Annotated in this window: 13 protein-coding genes, 1 tRNA gene and 2 pseudogenes; 10 read left to right on the top strand and 6 right to left on the bottom strand. The window is 35.0% G+C overall.

The features are described 5' to 3' along the window. Positions 1-41: 41 nt before the first annotated feature. On the top strand, positions 42-1,073 hold the full coding sequence (gene murG / locus ABWU31_RS03510) for an undecaprenyldiphospho-muramoylpentapeptide beta-N-acetylglucosaminyltransferase (RefSeq protein WP_353271067.1): 1,032 nt from the start codon (positions 42-44) through the stop codon (positions 1,071-1,073). Here murG and gshB read toward each other — a convergent pair. Both gshB and ABWU31_RS03500 read right to left on the bottom strand, forming a co-directional pair. Then, positions 1,058-1,987, bottom strand: a complete 930-nt coding sequence (gene gshB / locus ABWU31_RS03505) for a glutathione synthase (RefSeq protein ID WP_015589118.1) — start codon at positions 1,985-1,987, stop codon at positions 1,058-1,060. The two genes, murG and gshB, sit on opposite strands and share 16 nt — an antisense overlap. Positions 1,988-2,047: 60 nt before the next feature. Beyond that, positions 2,048-2,644, bottom strand: a complete 597-nt coding sequence (locus tag ABWU31_RS03500; RefSeq protein ID WP_353271066.1) for a BON domain-containing protein — start codon at positions 2,642-2,644, stop codon at positions 2,048-2,050. Between the two features lie 140 nt (positions 2,645-2,784). Here ABWU31_RS03500 and ABWU31_RS03495 point away from each other — a divergent pair. From ABWU31_RS03495 to ABWU31_RS03465, 7 genes are all read left to right on the top strand, one after another. Continuing rightward, positions 2,785-2,866, top strand: a tRNA-Leu gene (locus ABWU31_RS03495). A gap of 158 nt (positions 2,867-3,024) precedes the next feature. After that, positions 3,025-4,359 carry a trigger factor gene (gene tig, locus ABWU31_RS03490; RefSeq protein ID WP_353271065.1) on the top strand — a complete coding sequence of 445 codons (1,335 nt, stop codon included), beginning with the start codon at positions 3,025-3,027 and terminating at the stop codon, positions 4,357-4,359. 11 nt (positions 4,360-4,370) lie between these two features. Continuing rightward, positions 4,371-4,997 carry an ATP-dependent Clp endopeptidase proteolytic subunit ClpP gene (gene clpP / locus ABWU31_RS03485; protein ID WP_006280254.1) on the top strand — a complete coding sequence of 209 codons (627 nt, stop codon included), beginning with the start codon at positions 4,371-4,373 and terminating at the stop codon, positions 4,995-4,997. Beyond that, positions 4,997-6,274 carry an ATP-dependent Clp protease ATP-binding subunit ClpX gene (clpX, locus tag ABWU31_RS03480; RefSeq protein ID WP_338482209.1) on the top strand — a complete coding sequence of 426 codons (1,278 nt, stop codon included), beginning with the start codon at positions 4,997-4,999 and terminating at the stop codon, positions 6,272-6,274. Before clpP ends, clpX begins: the two co-directional genes overlap by 1 nt. A gap of 15 nt (positions 6,275-6,289) precedes the next feature. Beyond that, positions 6,290-8,743, top strand: a complete 2,454-nt coding sequence (gene lon, locus ABWU31_RS03475; protein WP_353271064.1) for an endopeptidase La — start codon at positions 6,290-6,292, stop codon at positions 8,741-8,743. 289 nt (positions 8,744-9,032) lie between these two features. Then, positions 9,033-10,328, top strand: coding sequence for a Na+/H+ antiporter NhaC family protein (locus ABWU31_RS03470; RefSeq protein ID WP_077188578.1), 1,296 nt, complete (start codon positions 9,033-9,035; stop codon positions 10,326-10,328). A 34-nt stretch (positions 10,329-10,362) separates the two neighbouring features. Further along, entirely contained in the window at positions 10,363-11,622 is a 1,260-nt protein-coding gene (locus tag ABWU31_RS03465) for a cbb3-type cytochrome c oxidase subunit I (RefSeq protein WP_353271384.1), read from the top strand. Between the two features lie 789 nt (positions 11,623-12,411). On the opposite strand, the gene ABWU31_RS03460 is transcribed toward ABWU31_RS03465, so the two are convergent. Beyond that, positions 12,412-13,423 (bottom strand): IS630 family transposase gene (locus ABWU31_RS03460; protein ID WP_265029767.1). Its coding sequence is split into 2 segments (ribosomal slippage): positions 12,412-12,960 and positions 12,962-13,423, totalling 1,011 coding nucleotides; the frame shifts between segments, so codons are not numbered across the junction. Between the two features lie 168 nt (positions 13,424-13,591). Here ABWU31_RS03460 and recJ point away from each other — a divergent pair. Continuing rightward, positions 13,592-15,331 (top strand): single-stranded-DNA-specific exonuclease RecJ, encoded by a 1,740-nt coding sequence (gene recJ / locus ABWU31_RS03455; RefSeq protein ID WP_353271063.1) that lies wholly within the window; start codon positions 13,592-13,594, stop codon positions 15,329-15,331. A 54-nt stretch (positions 15,332-15,385) separates the two neighbouring features. Here recJ and ABWU31_RS03450 read toward each other — a convergent pair. Further along, positions 15,386-15,643: pseudogene (locus ABWU31_RS03450) on the bottom strand (IS256 family transposase); the annotation flags it as partial. 79 nt (positions 15,644-15,722) lie between these two features. After that, a pseudogene (locus ABWU31_RS03445) lies at positions 15,723-15,983 on the bottom strand (IS4 family transposase); the annotation flags it as partial. 83 nt (positions 15,984-16,066) lie between these two features. On the opposite strand from ABWU31_RS03445, the gene ABWU31_RS03440 reads away from it, so the two are divergent. Further along, positions 16,067-17,078, top strand: a protein-coding gene (locus ABWU31_RS03440; protein ID WP_265029767.1) for an IS630 family transposase whose coding sequence is annotated in 2 segments (ribosomal slippage) — positions 16,067-16,528 and positions 16,530-17,078 — 1,011 coding nt in all. Because the reading frame shifts where the segments join, the coding sequence is not laid out codon by codon here. Between the two features lie 36 nt (positions 17,079-17,114). Here ABWU31_RS03440 and ABWU31_RS03435 read toward each other — a convergent pair. Beyond that, positions 17,115-17,947, bottom strand: a protein-coding gene (locus ABWU31_RS03435; protein WP_353271062.1) for an IS5-like element ISWpi1 family transposase whose coding sequence is annotated in 2 segments (ribosomal slippage) — positions 17,115-17,578 and positions 17,578-17,947 — 834 coding nt in all. Because the reading frame shifts where the segments join, the coding sequence is not laid out codon by codon here. Positions 17,948-17,978 lie beyond the last annotated feature (31 nt).

Raw genomic sequence — 17,978 nt, 5'->3', positions numbered from 1 at the left:
TGTTAAATAACAGTTAACAATCTAGGATTTATTATTTACAGATGGATATTATTTTAGCAACAGGTGGCACAGGTGGGCATATCTTTCCGGCCATAGCTTTAGCAAAAGCACTAAAGACACAAGGATACCATTGCATATTATTCACTGATAAAAAAACAAATAAAAATACCGACATAGAAAGCTACACCTTACCATTACGTAGACCAAGCAGCAACAAATTTAAGTTTTTCCTTTTCTTGATATACAGCTCTATGTTAGCACTGTATCAAGTAAGAAAATTAAAACCAAAATCGGTCATTGGTTTTGGTAGCTATGCTTCTTTTCCAACTCTTCTTGCAGCAAGAGTTCTTTCTATACCTATAATTTTACATGAACAAAACACAGTTTTAGGGAGAGTAAATAGATTCTTTTTCAAGAGTGCAAAATTAATTGCAACCAGCTTTCCGGAGACTAAATATGCAGAGGGCAATAAATGTATTTTTACAGGAAATTTTGTTGATATAAAAGCACAGAGCCATTCTAGCACTGAGAAAATCCTAAATATATTGGTCATAGCAGGCAGCCAAGGTGCAAATTTTTTTGATGATGTAGTAAGCAGCGTAATTTGTGATTTACCTATTAAAATGAAAAAGAAAATTAGAGTGACGCAGCAATGTACGAAGAAAAATGTAAACAAGGTCAAAAGTCTATACAAAAGTGAAAAGATCGATTGTGAATTGAGTGAATTTTTTGATGATATGGAGAATAGACTGGCCAATGCTCACTTGGTAATTAGCAGAGCAGGAGCAACTTCAATAGCAGAGATCACTCTTGCTAGGCGTTCTGCTATATATATTCCTTACCCTTACTCAAAAGATAATCACCAATTTTATAACGCAAAATATATTGAAGACTCGAGAGCAGCTATAATAGTTGAGCAGAATAGTGAAGCAAAAAAAAATCTAACAGAGGTACTATTTGATCTATTAAATAATTCTCAAAAATTGCGTGATATGACCAATAGTACAGAAAAAACAGGGATAAAGAATGGGACTACTGAGTTTGTTAAGGTGATTGTTCACAGGTTTAGTTGATGGCTGCTTGCTTTTTCTTCAAACACGTCCCAAAGATCCTTTTCTAGCGATATATTATACAATTTATTGATATAAACTACTCCCGTGGGTGAAGTTGTGTTAATTTCGAGCAGGAAGTCATCTATAATATCAATACCAACAAATATTAGCCCTCTTTTCTTTAATTCAGGACCAATTTTGTTACATATTTCATTGTTTCTATCGTTCATTTGAGCGGGCTCAAAACTTGCTCCAAGTCGCATGTTTGTTCTGATCTCTCCACTGATTTTTGGAATTCGTTTCATTACACCAATTGGTTGGCCATAAAGTAGCAATATTCTTTTATCTTTATCTATGTTTTTACAAAATGATTGTGCAATCACAGGGCATTCGTATTTTGCTATCATGAGATCCACTACTACTTGAATACTATTCTCATCTTGTATTCTTATCACATCGTTTCCTCCATAACTATACAATGGCTTCAGAATAATATCTTGATAGTTGTAGTAGAAATCTCTAATCATTGATATATTTTCAGTAATCAAAGTTGGCGGAATTAGCTCTGGAAATAATGAAGTTATCAATTTTTCAGGACAATTTCTTATTTCTGTTGGATTGTTAATTACCAATGCGCTGGTTTTTTCTAAGATATATGTTGTTGTAATATAACGCATATCAAAGGGTGGGTCCTGTCTGATAAATATGATGTCCATTTCATTCAAGTTGATTGCTACATCCTCTTTAGAGATAAAACTAAAATCATCAACGCTGACTTTCTGAGCCAGAGCAATTGGATGGTTTAGCTTTAGTGCTAAATTGTTAGGAGCATAGACAAAAACTTCGTGCTTCCTCCTTTGTGCTTCCTTTATTAGCACGAATGTAGTGTCAGTTTCAAAATTTATATTTTCATCCATCTGAAAGGCAATTTTCATTTATGTTCTCTACCTATTGTCACAACTGTACAAATGTTATAATTTGAAAGCGATTTTTGCCTAATGGCGTAACTTACTGTACCTGTATCGTACATAACTTACAACTTGTTTTACTCCCTTTACTTTTCTTGCAATTGCTATTACAGCTTTTAATTCCGCTTTATTTTGGGCTATACCCATCAAATAAACAACTCTATCAACCGTATTAACGCTATAATTAATTGACTTAATATTTCTTTTTCCCAGGAGTCTTGTTCTTATTTCCGCTGTTATCATGCCATCTACAGTGGTGTCTAGCATGGAAGCCATTTGAATTGGTATTACTCTTATTTCATTTATCACTTCTTTAATTTCTTTTTGCTGCCAAGCTATTTTTTCTGCTGCAAGTTGTTTTTCAGGAGTGTCAACACTTCCAATGAGCAATACTCTTCCTTCACTTACTTTAACCTTTATGGATGAAAATAGCCCATGTTTTAAGAGCCCCTTATTAATTCTGATGACCATAGTCGTATCATCAATGATATTTCCCAAGGATTTGTCCTGCATTGTTATTGCTGTTGCTGTCGCTGTAGCCACCACACCACCTATTATAAGGGTTGTGCAACCACTTTGTGTAATCAAAAAAATTGCGAGTAAGAAGCTTGTTATTAATCTCATTATTGATTTTCATGGTTTAGAGCTTTCATTAAGAAATGTTAATAAGCTTTTTTGATTGTGTAAATACCATAAATTAAGTAAGACTTTAAACCTTGAATATTTTTAATGGAATACCTATAATAGGGTACTGAAAATTTCTTGCGGATATGGCGGAATTGGTAGACGTGCCAGGTTTAGGTCCTGGTGAGCTTGCTCGTGGGGGTTCAAGTCCCTCTATCCGCACTTTAAAGTCATGTAACTTAGGTTTTAAGGGAAAATTTATAATCACTAAATACACTTTTGTTTGTGTAAAAACCTGTTCTTAAGGATTGTGTTTAACTTAAATTCTGGTAAAATGACTCTATTAAGATATGAATTAAAATGTTAATAAATGAATTATGATGTCTAATAATATACCTCAAAATAGAGTCGAAGTAAGTAGCGTATATACCTACAAAGAGCTTAGTATAGATAAACTAAAGTATGAGTATGAAATCACAGTTGGTAGTGATTATATAAAACAAAAGGTAAATTCCAGGTTGCAAGAGATAGCAGAAAATGCAAAATCACCTGGGTTTAGGGCTGGAAAGATGCCCTATGACCTTGTTGTTGCAAATTATAAAAACGAGGCTTTGGAATATGTGATAAATAATACAATTGATTATTGCTCAAGTGATTTGATGAAAAAAATTGAAGTCAAGTCTCACATTTATCCTAAGGTTGATGTTATATCATTACCAGATCTGGGCAAAGAAAATGAGGAGGGCAATTTTGTATACAAGCTATCTTTTGAGTCGATGCCTGAAGTACCAGTGATAGATCTTGACAAAATAAACTTAAAGAAAATTGAAGCAAAGATTGAAGAGGAAGATATAAAAGAACTTATTGATTCTATTAAAACAAAGTTCCCCAATTTCGCCTCTGTTGATGATGCTTCTTATCAAGCGAAAGATGGGGATAAATTGATAATTGATTTTGAAGGGCGGATTAGGAATAAGCTCTTTCAAGGTGGAAGTAGCAAAAATTTTGCCGTTAATTTAGGGTCTGGCACATTTATTAATGGTTTTGAAGATCAATTAACTGGTATGAAAAAGGGAGAAACAAAGAACTTTAAGTTGAAATTTCCTGAAAATTACCAAGCCATTTCCCTTGCAGGACAGGAAGCTGATTTTTCTGTGCGAGTTAATGAGATTCAAATTGCCAAAGATTTTGAAAATGATGATGAAATAGCTAAGAGTATTGGGTTTAAAGATTATTCTTTGCTAATAAATCATGCAAAAAAAATGATTGGTGATCAGTGCACCGAAATGAGAAATCTCTTAATTAAAAAGGAGCTGTTTGATTATTTGGATGCTAATTATAGTTTTGATTTACCCACAGACATAGTAAAACAGGAGCAACAAAGAATGGAAGGAGAATTGGGTGCTCAAAATGATTCTCGTAAAGAAGCTGAAAAACGTGTAAAGCTTGCTATGTTATTTATGAAATTTAGTGCAGAACATAAAATATCATTAACTCAAAATGATGTTTTGAGTGTTATTGTAAATCAATATGTCAGTAAAGATGTGCAATTTGACAGAGTACTTAAGCATTTTGAATCAAATAAACAATTTCAAGAATTAGTTAGAGGGCAAGCGCTTGAGTATAAAGTGACAGATTATATAATAGAAAAAGTTAGTAAAGAAGAGCAGATTGTTTCTGTGAAAGAATTAAAGGAATTATTTGATAATATTTAATAGGAAAAGGTATGACTCTTATACCAATTGTAGTTGAACAAACTAGTCGCGGTGAGCGCGCTTATGACATATATTCAAGACTAGTGAAAGAAAGAATAATTTTTGTAACAGGTCCTATTGAAGACAATATGGCCAGTGTAATAGTAGCACAGCTTTTATTTTTAGAATCGGAAAATCCCGATAAAGACATTTGTATGTACATCAACTCACCAGGTGGTGTTGTAACTGCTGGTTTGTCGATCTACGATACAATGCAGTATATAAACCCAGACGTTTCAACTTTATGTATAGGTCAAGCTGCATCTATGGGTTCTTTATTGCTTGCAGCTGGTACAAAAGGTAAGCGCTACTCTCTACCTCATTCAAGAATTATGATACATCAGCCATCTGGTGGTTATCATGGTCAAGCAACTGATATAGAAATACATGCTAATGAAATTTTGCGGGTTAAGAAAAAACTAAATCAAATTTATGAAAAACATACTGGAAATTCACTGAAGAAAATTGAAGGAATGATGGAAAGAGATAAATTCATGGATCCTGAAGAAGCAAGGAAAATTGGCTTAATTGACAGGGTGATAGCTGAGCGTACAGATATTGAAATTGAAAATATTAAAGTTAAACAAAAGGTGGGTTAATGGATAACAATAATGATTTACACTACTGTTCTTTTTGCAACAAGGCGCAAGATGAAGTAGATAAATTGATTACTAACTCTTCGGATGGTTTAAAGGTGTTTATTTGTAATGAGTGCATAGAATTATCTCATAAAGCAATAAGTCAAAAGAAAGATAGATCTTTTAATTCAGATCGTATATCTGATATGAAGCTATTACTAAAGAAACCTGAGGATATAAAAAACTTTCTCAGCAAGCATGTTGTAGGTCAAGAACACGCGCAACACGTTTTATCTGTAGCTATGTATAACCATTGTCAATCCATGGTACAATTTCATGCTATAAGTGATATTGAAATCGAGAAGTCAAATATAATGCTTATTGGTCCCACTGGTTCTGGTAAGACTTTGCTAGCCAAAACACTTGCTAAAGTTTCAGATGTGCCATTTGCTATGGCTGATGCGACAACTTTAACTGAGGCAGGTTATGTGGGTGATGATGTAGAAAGCGTGTTGTCGCGTTTATTACAAGCTGCAAATTATGACGTTGTAAAAGCACAGCGTGGTATAGTGTTTATAGATGAAATAGACAAGATTACAAGAAAATCTGAAAGCACTTCAATAACCCGTGACGTTTCAGGTGAAGGGGTCCAGCAAGCTCTGCTTAAGATTATGGAGGGTACAGTTGCTTATGTTCCGCCACAAGGAGGGCGAAAACACCCACAACAAGAGTTTATACAAGTGGATACTAGTAACATACTGTTTATTTGTGGAGGAGCTTTTGAAGGCCTCGATAAAATTATTGAAGCGAGAAAAAAGGGAACGTCAGTTGGCTTTGGAGCAGATATAAGTCAGTCTAAAGAGCAAAAGAAAAAGAATGCTTTACATGATGTTCAACCTGAAGATTTAATCAAATTCGGTTTAATACCCGAATTTGTAGGGCGGGTTCCAATAACTGCTGTTTTAGATGAGCTGGATCATGAAGATTTAATACATGTGTTGACAGAGCCAAGGAATGCACTAATAAAACAGTACAAAGCATTGCTTGCGTTTAGCAAAGTAAACCTTGAGTTTTCAGATGAAGCAATATCAGCTATTGCTAAAAAGGCTATAAGCTACAAAACAGGTGCAAGAATGTTACGTGCTATCTTGGAGTCACTTTTGCTTGACATTATGTATACATCTGGAAACGGAGGCTTTGAAGGTAGCACTATAGTAATCACTAAGAAAATGGTAGAATTAGGAAAAGCAACGGTTAATCATAATAACAATGGCAATGTTATAACGGGTAATGATTAATTTGAGGCATATATTATGAACATTGAACGTGCTGTAAGCTCTAGTTTTACTGCATTGCCAGTATTACCTTTAAGAGATGTAGTAATTTTTCCAAATATAATGGTGCCTTTATTCATAGGCAGAGAAAAATCTGTTAATGCACTAGAGTATGCAATAAGTAGTAGTAATCACCAAAATGAGATTTTTCTTGTAGCACAGAAAGATGGCTCTGTTGATAATCCAGAGCCTGAAGATCTTTATGAAGTAGGTGTGTTAGCAAGCATTGTACAACCGTTAATAAAATTACCTGACAATGCAGTAAAAGTTATAATCCGGGGGATAAGAAGGGGAAGAGTTGTAGAATATATTAGCTCTCATACTTTATTACAAGCCAGGGTAGAGTTAGACAATCATTATAAAGAAGATGAAGACAATATTGATTTAGAAGCTTTAAGGCGGTCTGTTGTAGAAGCGTTCGATAGCTGGTGTAAGCTAAACAAGAAAAATCAGCCCGAGGTTGCCATTAACTCCATTGATCAAATCAAAGAAGTTGATCAACTTGTAGACACGGTAGCTTCACATTTAAATATAAAAGTATCAGATAAACAAAGCATACTTGAGGCTTATGACCCAGAAGAGCGTTTAAAAAAAGCTTTTGCTTTTATTGAGAGAGAAATGAGTATTTTGAACGCACAAAACCGTTTATATAAGACAATTAAATCGCAAGTTGAAAGCACTCAGAAAGTTTACTACCTTAACGAACAATTGAAAGCTATACAGAAAGAATTAGGCGAATTTGAGAATGGTGATGAAGGGAATATACTCAATGAATTTGAAAAAAAGATAAATGAAACAAAGCTTTCTCAGGAAGCAAGAGAGAAAGCTATAACTGATTTGAAGAGATACAAGAAAATGAATCCCATTTCTCCTGAAGCTACAGTTATATCTAGTTACTTGCATTGGTTGCTTGAGTTGCCATGGGGAAAGTACAAAGATGCAAAAATTAACTTAAATGCAGCTAAGAAAATCTTAGATGAAAATCATTATGGCATAGAGAAAGTAAAAGATAGAATAATAGAATTTTTAGCGGTATTAAAAAGAGTAAAAGAGATAAAAGGTCCTATACTTTGCTTAGTTGGACCGCCAGGTGTTGGTAAAACTTCTTTAGCTAAGTCTATGGCAAGAGCAGTAGGAAGAGATTTTGTTCGCATAGCTCTTGGTGGTGTGCGTGATGAGTCTGAGATACGAGGGCATAGGAAAACTTATATTGGCTCAATGCCTGGTAAAATCATTCAACACATGAAAAAAGCTAATTCATGCAACCCGCTTTTTCTGCTTGATGAAATAGATAAGATGGGTTCTGATTCGCGTGGCGATCCTGCATCTGCATTACTTGAGGTTTTAGATACTGAGCACAATAAACACTTTACGGATCATTACTTGGAAGTTGAGTTTGATCTTTCAAGTGTAATGTTTGTAGCTACGGCAAACAGCTTAAATTTACCACATCCTTTGCGTGATAGGATGGAAATTATACAATTGTCCGGGTATACTGAAGATGAAAAAATCAGTATTGCTACACACCACCTTATTCCGAAGTTAAAGAAGGAGCATGGTTTGTATCAGAAGGAATGGGACATAACTAATGAGGCGTTATACGAGTTGATACGTTTATATACACGTGAAAGTGGTGTGCGGAGTATGGAAAGGGAGCTTGCAAAGCTCATGAGAAAGGCAGTTAAAGAAATATTGACTGATAAAAATAAGAAAATATCCGTAGGGGTTGACAATTTACAAGATTATTTAGGGGTACGTAAATATACCTTTGGCATTGCGGAAAATGAGAGTTTAGTAGGAATAGTAACTGGGCTCGCCTATACTGAAACAGGTGGTGATATTTTGATGATAGAATCAGTCCTAATTCCGGGCAAGGGAGAAATAAAATACACAGGAAAGCTTGGAGAGGTTATGCAAGAATCTATAAAAGCTGCGTATAGTTATATTCGATCAAATTGTTTGTTTTTTGGTATAAAGCCCGAAAAATTCCAAAATAATGATATACATTTACATGTACCTGAGGGTGCAGTACCAAAAGATGGCCCTTCTGCTGGCGGCGCGGTATGTACGTCTATTGTTTCTCTTATGACAAATATACCAGTTAACAAAAATGTTGCTATGACAGGCGAAGTGACATTGCGTGGTAGAGTTTTAGCTATCGGGGGCTTGAGAGAAAAATTGCTTGCAGCGCTCAGAGGATCAATCAAAACTGTGATTATACCAAGTGAAAATGAGAAAGATATGCAAGAAATTCCGGCAAGCATCAAAGAAGGGATCAACGTAGTTTTTGCTAAGAATATTGATGAAGTTATGAAAGTTGCTTTAATGCACCCTACTACTCCAATTAATGGTGATGATAATCAAAATAGTGTGCCTTCCTCTATAGAAAATAAAGATGATACTTTTCCTATGTCGGAAACATTGAAGCATTAGATTAAAAAAATATTATCAATCTCCATTTCTCTTTTATCCGGCAAAAACCCACCAACTTGTGTGTCCCATAAGGATATGACTTGCTTTGTTGTTATGTCATTCATATTTTTTACTTATTCTATCTCCCAGTTTTATTCAAGTAGATGATATATTATAATAGTCCTTTTCATGGAAACCTTTTCTGGTAGATTGCTTTCTAGAAAAACCTTGTTCAAGGTGCTAACTGTGGTTTATAATAATATAAATCATATCATAGTTGATTTGCGTTTATCAGAGCTGGAGTAGAGGTATGTTTTATCTTACAAATTTTTTGCCTATTTTACTGTTCCTATTTCTTTTTGTAGGAAGTGGTATATATTTTACTGTTCTTGGCGTGTCAAATGCTTTTTATCAGTTATCTCCACTGGTAGCCATTGCTCCTGCCATAGCTCTGGGCTGGATTTTATACAAGGGCAATACTGAAGAAAAAATGTATGCCTTTCTAGATGGGGTAAGAGATCGTAATATTATCACTATGTGTATCATTTTCTTACTTGCAGGTGCATTCAGTGAAGTAACTAAAGCAATCGGTAGTGCTGATGCCACAGTTAATTTGGCTCTTTCATTTATACCAACACAATTTTTACTCATAGGATTATTTTTTGTAGCAGCTTTCATCTCCACTGCTATTGGTACATCAATGGGCACCATTGCAACAATTGCTCCTGTTGCAGTTGAACTGACACAAGCTGGGATTTCTCCTTCCTTAGGAGTGGCAACCGTTGTAGGAGGAGCAATGTTTGGCGACAATTTATCTATTATCTCTGATACTACAATTGCATCTGTGATGTCTCAAAAGGCTGATATAAAGAAAAAATTAAAACTGAATGCAAAAGTGGCACTAATTGCTTCTATATTCACAATAATTATATTATTTTATAGCTCAAGCAATAGTGCTGCTATTTCAGTTAAGGAGTATTCTTTATTGCTTGTGGCTCCTTACATCATACTTATATTGCTTGCAAACTTTGGAATAAATGTATTTACGGCATTGGTTTTAAGCATAACTTTTGCTGGAATCATTGGATTTATAAATAACAACAATTATGGTTTATTGTTTTTAAGCCAAAACATCACTAAGGGGTTTATGAGTATGCATGAAATTATGCTACTGTCATTGATGGTTGGCGGGCTTTCAGGACTGGTAGGTAAAAATTCTAAGGAGTTTGCAGATAAACTTTCATCTTGGGTTATGATACAACGTGGTGGACAAAAAACTGCGCAATTATTTATTGCAAAAATAGTCAGCATATTTGATATTTTACTTGCAAATAACACCATCGCTATAATTTTTAGTGGTGAAATTGCTAGAGATATTGCTAAGAAATATGAAATACCGCCTCACTATAGTGCAGCATGGCTAGGCATATTTTCTTGTGTATTTCAAGGATTAATACCGTATGGCGCTCAATTGCTTTTGGCTAGCACTATTGCTGGAGTTTCACCTTTGGCAGTCGTGCCACACGTATACTATTGCTATGTTTTAGGTATTATTGCAGTGTTATATATTGTATTGAACAAAATTGAGAAAAAAGATTGTGCTTAATATACAAGACAACGCTCCGCTCTGTAGAAAATGGATGTTCTTGGCAGTATGTGCTCTTGCTTGCTCTGGGTTACTGTCAATAATTGTTATTTTTCTACGATTGCCTTTTATCTCCTCTCTTGTTCCTTCTGCACAATATATTTTTGATAATGCGCTGGTAATACACGTGAACTTGTCAATTTTAGTGTGGATGTGCTCTATAATATCTCTGCTCTTTATCATAAACCTACAAAATACCAATAGTTGGTTTAACTTTTCATGGGTTCTATCAACCCTTTCGATGCTGCTCATGTTTATATCTGCATTCGTTCCAAACACTGAAGTTATCAAAAGTAACTATATTCCCGTATTACAAAACAAATTATTTTTACTTGGACTCAGTTTATTTATTGCCAGTATATTAGTAAATACAATGCTAGCATACACATCAAAAAAAGAGGTTTCATTTCTCTCTGTTGGACAAATTGGGCTAGTTATTATACTTGTATCGTCATTTCTTTGCTTTGTTTTAGCATATAATAATATGCCTCCAGGTCTATATCACTCAGATAATAATTTATTTTACGAATATCTCTTTTGGGGAGGCGGACATTTATTGCAGTTTGCTTTTACTCAAGGAATGTTTTTAGTCTATTTAATAATGCTAAGTTCCAATGATATTAGTTTAGCTTCAAACAATAAAATTACTATTTTACCACTATTTATAAACACGATTTTAGCTGTAGGAGCACCGTTTGTATATTTTGTTTATCCAGTTGATAGTGCCAAGTTAATACAGTTTTTTACTTGGCATATGAGGATTGCTGGAGCAGTTTTGCCGTGCTTTTTGATAATATTAGTGTGCTACAACATCAGAACTTTTATTAATGATAAAAGCAACTATTTATTACATTCATTTTTGTTGTTCACTTATGGAGATGTGCTCGGAGTGTTGACTATTGAAGGGAATGTCACCATTCCCGCTCATTATCACGGTTCTGTAGTTGGGATCACTATAGCTTTTATGAATTTCATTTATTGGCTGTTACCCAAATTAAACTTTAAAGAGGTAAAAAACTCCATGGTAAGATTACAGATTTATGCCTACAGTGTAGGGCATTTTCTCCATATTAATGGCCTTGTTTGGCTTGGTGGGTATGGTGCTTTAAGGAAGGTTGCAGATCTGCCAAGTATTTCATCAATGTTAGCACGCACGTGCTTCATTATAGGTGGCGCTATATCAGTTGTTGGTGGAATGTTGTTCGTAATAATTGTGCTTTTACATCTGTTAAAAGGCAAAGCGCGTACCAACTGACCCATAGAAACGAAAAAACTTACTTGACAAACTCCGCTAGCGCCCTTATCATGAAACTGAAGCTATTTATTTATCTTCTCTGTACAGATCAAATGACAAAAAAACTCAACGTATTTGGCGTCTCATGTTTAATTTTTTGCACTATGTGCACCTTATGTCTTTATAAAATTTCTAGGTTTTTACCTACACAAGCTGAAATACGCTTATAAAGCATTTAAAACATAAAAAAACGCCAACTTAAAAAATGGATAGTGAATAACTAGCTACCCTAGGGTTTCTTTTGCCTTTTTTTCTGTTTAGTAAATTTCTTAATGTTTATAATTTAGATTAGTTGCGGCTTAAAAGCAACTAAATCGCGGTTATTAAGCGTTTAGAATAAAAAAACGTCATACTTGAAAGTATAATGTAAGTAATTAGCCAACCACGGGGCTTCTTTTGCCTTTTTTTTCATTTGGTAAATTTTTTAATATTTATACGGAAGGTAGCGCGTGACGCTGGAACCCCAAAAAAAGGAGCACTGGGATGACAGGAGAGGGAGGCTACTTGGATGACATCATAGGGGCACTGGGATGACACCATTCTTTTTCCTGGATCCAAATAGTCAAGGCACTGGAATGACAAAAAAAGGAGGCACTGGAACGACAAAGTGGAGTGTCTGCTTCTGTCATCCTATGATAGCTAAAAAGACCTGGTCACGCGCTGGAATGACACCGAAGGGGCTACTGCCCTCTTGGATGGAGACCAGTGTCAGCTACTTAGATGATACCTTTTTTCTACTTATACCAATTCTCATTGTTGTCCAGTCAAATAGGAAACATTGCAGAGTTGTTTAATTGTGGAGCTGGCAAGAGAAGTAATAAATTTGCACAAAGCACCCTCAAGTAGAGCAATTGTATCGTATATTTTATTGCGCAAAATGTTCTGTTTTATATATAACCAAAGCCTCTCAACAGGATTTAGCTCAGGTGAGTATGGAGGTAGGTATATAATGTCGATATTTTTAGGTACCTTTAAATTTTTTGACCTATGCCAACTAGCACAGTCCATAACGAGAAAAGCCTCTCGTGTTTCTAGATATTGCGAAATTTGCTCAAGAAATATGTTCATGCAATCAGTGTTGACATTTGGTGCAAATAAGCTAGAACTCTCTCCATTTCTAGGATTAACTGCACTATAGAGATAGAAATTTTGCCTACCTAATTTTGTTTTAACCTGTGTTCTAATCCCCTTTTTAAACCACCCATGTCCAACTTTTGAATGTGTGCCAAACCGTGATTCATCAAAGAAAAATAGCTCTTTTTCTGGATACTTGCTAATAGCTCCATTGAGATTTTTTTTTGAATTCCTCTTGTTTGCTTTTATCTTGTCCATTATGAACTGGTCTTGGTGTAATATATGAGAATTTCATCTTTTGCATATGGCGGTGTACTGTAGATTTGCTGATATTTAATCCGAACTTTTCCTGGATTCTTATTCTCATTTCTTTAATGGTGATATTAGGATTTTCTTCTATCCACTCTTCAATTTGCTGTAGTTGAGCCTGATTTAATTTAGTTTTTCTACGACGTTGTGAAGGAGCAAACAGTTTTTCTTCTCTGCCAATTTTCAAGAGTTTTACCCACGAAGTTAGTGCGCTTCTTGAAATGCAATATATTTTTGCTACAGCCGTTATACTGTACTTTTTTGCTGCAATTACAGCATTTAGTTTTTTTGAAACATATGCATTATTCCTTACTTTCTTCAGCATTTCTTTTGCTGATTCTACTACTTTTTCATCCAATAATTTTGATCTTAATGCCATTTAAACCTCGCTATTTTACTTACTTCAGTATGGCTTTTCTTCCATCATTGTCCATCTGTTTGCCCTGTAATGGGAATTGGTATTAGTTTAGGTTATGCAGAAGTCTAATACAATTATAGAACAAGCTTAAAAATTCTGGTAAAGTAGTTTTATTTACAAAGAAAGAATATGCTACTTGAAATTGAAAAGCGCAGCATAACAAATGCATTGTGGAAGTTGCAAGAAGCAGATCAAAGGCAAATCTTAACTCTTACACAGAGATTTGAGTTACCAGAAATATTAGCAAGAATATTGGTTACTCGTGGTGTTAACATAGAAAATGCAAGCGACTTCTTATATCCACTAATCAGATCGCTATTACCAGATCCCTTTCACCTTCTTGATATGGATAAAGCTGTTTCTCGTATAATATGGGCAATAAAAAATGATGAAAACCTTGCAATATTTGGTGACTATGATGTTGATGGTGCAACGTCGTCAGCATTGATTAACAGGTACCTGAGAGCAATCGATATACACTCTATAATCTACATTCCAGATCGTGTTGATGAGGGTTATGGATTAAACACAGATGCTTTATTACAACTTAAAAAGAATGGAATTGATTTATGTATTTCCGTTGATTGTGGTACGCTTGCATATCAACCAATAGAAGATGCAAAGGCTTTTGGTCTTGATATTATAGTTGTTGACCATCACCTTGGTACGGAAAAATTACCAAGCGCCGTAGCAGTTGTGAATCCAAACCGCCTTGATGAGAGCTCTCCTTATAATAACCTAGCAGCAGTTGGAGTGTCATTTCTGCTAATTGTTGCTCTTAATAAAAGCCTACGTGAGCAAGGATTTTTTACCAACAAAAAAGAACCAGATTTATTTGATCTGTTGGATTTGGTTGCCCTGGGAACTGTCTGTGATGTTATGCAGATCACAGGCCTCAATAGAGCACTTGTCTCACAAGGATTAAAAGTTATGTCAACAAGAAAAAACGTTGGCTTGCGTGTTTTATTTGATGCTTTGGGAATCCTTGAAAAACCAAGTGTTTCTCGATTAGGGTTTAGTATTGGGCCATGCATAAATGCTGGAGGAAGAATTGGAGAAGCATCGCTTGGTGCAAGGTTGCTTTCCACCGATGATGATGAAGAGGCACATTCAATCGCGCTAAAATTAATAGATTTGAATAATGCAAGAAAAGTGTTAGAAAATGAGGCTCTCTTGGAAGCTACAGCACAAGCGGAAAAGTCTGCCCAATCAGGTGCGAATTTTATAATGATAAGTGGCAATTGGCACCAGGGAATAATTGGTATAATTGCATCAAGGCTAAAGGAGCAGTTTCACTTGCCAACAGTAGTGATATCTTTAAATAATGGAATAGGAAAAGCAAGCTGTAGATCAATTTTGGGAGTTGATATCGGTGCTGCAGTCCTTTCCGCAAAGTTTATAAATTTGATTATTGAAGGTGGTGGCCATAGTATGGCGGCAGGATTTTCAATTAAAGAAGACAAAATAAATGATTTGCATGATTTTTTTACTGAAAGATTTTCAAATTCTATAAATGAGAAAACTTTAAAAGCTGATAGTATAGTAACTGCTAAAGCAATAAATTTGTCTTTACGGAATCAATTGCAACGCTTGGGACCATTTGGAGTTGGAAATCCTGAACCAAGGTTTATTATCCAAGGAGCAAAGATAAGAAAGCCTGAAGTTATAGGAGTTGACCATATAAAATGTTTTATTGCTGATGATAATGTTATGGTAAGAGCTATTGCATTTCGTTCTGCAAATACTCATCTTGGCTCTGCTATCATGCAGGGTAATGTTAAAGCTATTTTGGGTAAAATCTCTATGAATTACTGGAATGGCAATGAATTTGTACAATTTTTAATAGAAGATGTATTGACCATTAGTTGAGTGTATCTGTTCAGCAGAGTGGCAAAATAGGTAGACAAGATAAACCAAAAAATCAAGAAGAAGTGAGTGTGCACTTGTCCGTAAAGTCTTTCCATTTCTCCCATTTCTTCGATTATTCTCTTCACTTTCAGCTAATAAGTGATTTTCTATTTCACCTTCCAAACTTGCCTCCAGCAGCTTTTTTATAAATGGTGTAAATGCTCCATCCCTTCCTGTTAATGGTCTGCCTTCCCTTATTGATGACAGTATATTTGCTTCCAGTTCTTTGTAATCTACCAAACCGGTAGTTCTGTTTACTACTTTCTGACTCATTGTCAAACCTCCATTTTTTTATATCAATTTATTACTTTTTTTTCGGTTTGACACACTTTTTTGAACCATACGCGTCAAGTTAAGAGATTGTGAGCAAATTTAGAGAGGTTAAAGTGGATACTCTAGCCCTTCTACGTTTGTCTTTTAATGAAAATCGCGACCAAGTTATAGTGAGTTTTTTAAGAAATGCTTTTAAACTATTAATCTTGGTTAATACTAAAAATAACTCTCTAACCCGCCTTTTTAGCTCAATAAATGCCTTTGTTAAGCTAAGTTCTGTATTCTTTTTCACTTCTGTGCAACCAACTATGCCGTAAAATATAAGAATTGCGCACAATTTATACCAATTCCCATTACAGGGCAAACAGATGGACAATGATGGAAGAAAAGCCATACTGAAGTAAGTAAAATAGCGAGGTTTAAATGGCATTAAGATCAAAATTATTGGATGAAAAAGTAGTAGAATCAGCAAAAGAAATGCTGAAGAAAGTAAGGAATAATGCATATGTTTCAAAAAAACTAAATGCTGTAATTGCAGCAAAAAAGTACAGTATAACGGCTGTAGCAAAAATATATTGCATTTCAAGAAGCGCACTAACTTCGTGGGTAAAACTCTTGAAAATTGGCAGAGAAGAAAAACTGTTTGCTCCTTCACAACGTCGTAGAAAAACTAAATTAAATCAGGCTCAACTACAGCAAATTGAAGAGTGGATAGAAGAAAATCCTAATATCACCATTAAAGAAATGAGAATAAGAATCCAGGAAAAGTTCGGATTAAATATCAGCAAATCTACAGTACACCGCCATATGCAAAAGATGAAATTCTCATATATTACACCAAGACCAGTTCATAATGGACAAGATAAAAGCAAACAAGAGGAATTCAAAAAAAAATCTCAATGGAGCTATTAGCAAGTATCCAGAAAAAGAGCTATTTTTCTTTGATGAATCACGGTTTGGCACACATTCAAAAGTTGGACATGGGTGGTTTAAAAAGGGGATTAGAACACAGGTTAAAACAAAATTAGGTAGGCAAAATTTCTATCTCTATAGTGCAGTTAATCCTAGAAATGGAGAGAGTTCTAGCTTATTTGCACCAAATGTCAACACTGATTGCATGAACATATTTCTTGAGCAAATTTCGCAATATCTAGAAACACGAGAGGCTTTTCTCGTTATGGACTGTGCTAGTTGGCATAGGTCAAAAAATTTAAAGGTACCTAAAAATATCGACATTATATACCTACCTCCATACTCACCTGAGCTAAATCCTGTTGAGAGGCTTTGGTTATATATAAAACAGAACATTTTGCGCAATAAAATATACGATACAATTGCTCTACTTGAGGGTGCTTTGTGCAAATTTATTACTTCTCTTGCCAGCTCCACAATTAAACAACTCTGCAATGTTTCCTATTTGACTGGACAACAATGAGAATTGGTATCAGAGGTTGTCCGGAAACTAGTAAATTCAAGCATATTCCCTCTTTAACATAACCCTACTCATAGCTAGGTATATGAAATTCTCAGTGGATGTTGTGAGTAAATCATACTCCTTCGATAGCCTTCTATTCCTATTAACCCAAGCAAAAGTCCTTTCTACAACCCATCTTCTTGGCTGTACTTTAAACCCTTGTTCTCTTGTTGGTAGTAGCTCAGGTGGCGTATCTTTGTGCACCCAAAATCTACATGGAGGCCTTGTAACAATTTCAATATCTATGTCATATTCTTCCTTTATGTGATTCTTTGAATTTCTTCCTTGGTATCCCATGTCAGCCCACATTTTTTTAACTTTAGTATATTTTGTTCTCATATTGTTTAATGCTATTTTAATACCATCTCTATCATTTTCGTTAGCAGCGCCTACGTAACAACCTAGTATAAAACCCTGAGTGTCTGTAATTATATGCCTTTTTCTACCCTTTACTTTTTTACTTCCATCATAGCCTTTGATCCCCCCTTTTCTGTAGTCTTTACAGATTGACTATCTACTATACAGGCACTCGGCTGCTCATTCCTTCCTATTTTTCTTCTACTATATTTTGTAATTTCATAATTCATTTTCTCAAAAATTCCCTGCTTCTTCCATTGCCTGAACTGCTCATACACAGTCTTCCATAGCGGAAAATCATTTGGTAAATACCGCCATTGACACCCTGTACGCAATACATAGAAAATTGCTTCTAATATTTCTCTTTTGCTATACTTTGGCGGCCTTCCTCCTTTCTTGTATGATACTCTGAAGTGTTTTTCTATTCTTGCCCATTCCCTTTCGCTTAGATCTGTTGGATACTTTTTTCTCATCTTTACCCCGTACTAAAATTTCAGATATTAT

Source organism: Wolbachia endosymbiont (group A) of Alloplasta piceator, from assembly GCF_964028505.1.
Lineage (GTDB): Bacteria > Pseudomonadota > Alphaproteobacteria > Rickettsiales > Anaplasmataceae > Wolbachia > Wolbachia pipientis.
This window is presented reverse-complemented; position numbering and strand designations above follow the sequence as displayed.

What these genes read in the sequence shown, in the direction of transcription:
- gshB (WP_015589118.1), bottom strand. Translation starts at nt 1,987, where the DNA reads ATGAAAATTGCCTTTCAGATGGATGAAAATATAAATTTTGAAACTGAC.
- recJ (WP_353271063.1), top strand. Translation starts at nt 13,592, where the DNA reads ATGCTACTTGAAATTGAAAAGCGCAGCATAACAAATGCATTGTGGAAG.
- clpP (WP_006280254.1), top strand. Translation starts at nt 4,371, where the DNA reads ATGACTCTTATACCAATTGTAGTTGAACAAACTAGTCGCGGTGAGCGC.
- lon (WP_353271064.1), top strand. Translation starts at nt 6,290, where the DNA reads ATGAACATTGAACGTGCTGTAAGCTCTAGTTTTACTGCATTGCCAGTA.
- murG (WP_353271067.1), top strand. Translation starts at nt 42, where the DNA reads ATGGATATTATTTTAGCAACAGGTGGCACAGGTGGGCATATCTTTCCG.
- ABWU31_RS03470 (WP_077188578.1), top strand. Translation starts at nt 9,033, where the DNA reads ATGTTTTATCTTACAAATTTTTTGCCTATTTTACTGTTCCTATTTCTT.
- clpX (WP_338482209.1), top strand. Translation starts at nt 4,997, where the DNA reads ATGGATAACAATAATGATTTACACTACTGTTCTTTTTGCAACAAGGCG.
- ABWU31_RS03465 (WP_353271384.1), top strand. Translation starts at nt 10,363, where the DNA reads ATGTTCTTGGCAGTATGTGCTCTTGCTTGCTCTGGGTTACTGTCAATA.
- ABWU31_RS03500 (WP_353271066.1), bottom strand. Translation starts at nt 2,644, where the DNA reads ATGAGATTAATAACAAGCTTCTTACTCGCAATTTTTTTGATTACACAA.
- tig (WP_353271065.1), top strand. Translation starts at nt 3,025, where the DNA reads ATGTCTAATAATATACCTCAAAATAGAGTCGAAGTAAGTAGCGTATAT.